Annotated in this window: 1 protein-coding gene and 1 pseudogene; one reads left to right on the top strand and one right to left on the bottom strand. The window is 72.5% G+C overall.

Translation table 11 applies throughout. From position 1 onward, the window contains the following. Positions 1-270 (bottom strand): annotated as a pseudogene (locus ASJ79_RS34475) (DUF3043 domain-containing protein); the annotation flags it as partial. An 80-nt stretch (positions 271-350) separates the two neighbouring features. Here ASJ79_RS34475 and ASJ79_RS25075 point away from each other — a divergent pair. Then, positions 351-719, top strand: a 369-nt coding sequence (locus ASJ79_RS25075) for a glycerate kinase (protein WP_197420363.1), incomplete at its 3' end; no start/stop codon positions are given.

Here is a 719-nt window from a genome sequence, read left to right as displayed (position 1 = left end):
CATCGAGGACGAACGGCTGGCCGAAGAGGACCTCGTGCTGGCCGTGCAGAAGGCGCTCGCGCGAGCCGAGGGGTCGTGGGCGCTGGCGGTCATGGAGGAGGGAACCGGGCGAATCGCCGTCGCGGCCGCCTGGTTGCGCTTGGGTGTCGGCTTGCCCTTCGGTGCGGTCCTCGCGCGCTCGGCGGCCGCGGCGGCCTCGGCGCGGTCGTCGGCGGAGGGCGCGGAGTCCCGGGAGTCCCCGTCGTCGTTCTTACGGCCCAGCAGTTTCACGCCTGCCAGGTTACTTCTCGGCTGCCGGGCGACCCAATCCGCGGCAGCCTGCGACGCCCCCACGGAGGCCATAGTCTGCCGTGGTGACAACCATTCTCATCGCCCCCGACAGTTTCGGCGACAGTCTGACCGCCGTGCAGGCGGCCCGGTGCATCGCCGAGGGCTGGCGGCGCACGCGCCCGCAGGACGAACTGACCCTCGCCCCACAGTCCGACGGCGGACCCGGGTTCGTCGACGTGCTGGCCGGCCGGCTGGGCGAAGTGCGCACGGCCACGGTGGCCGGGCCGCTGGACACCGACGTCGAGGCGCAATGGGTTTTCGACGCCGCTGCCCGACGACGAGATCGCGCCGCAGGACTTCCCCACATTCGTCCGGCCGATGCTGACCACCGAGAAGTTCGAGGACGCCGCCGCGATCACCGGCATCGGCGCGTCGAGGCTGGGACGGCG

This window comes from Mycobacterium sp. NAZ190054, from assembly GCF_001545925.1.
GTDB lineage: Bacteria > Actinomycetota > Actinomycetes > Mycobacteriales > Mycobacteriaceae > Mycobacterium.
The sequence above is the reverse complement of the archived record's forward strand: the minus strand, read 5'-3'. Positions and strand labels throughout refer to the sequence as shown.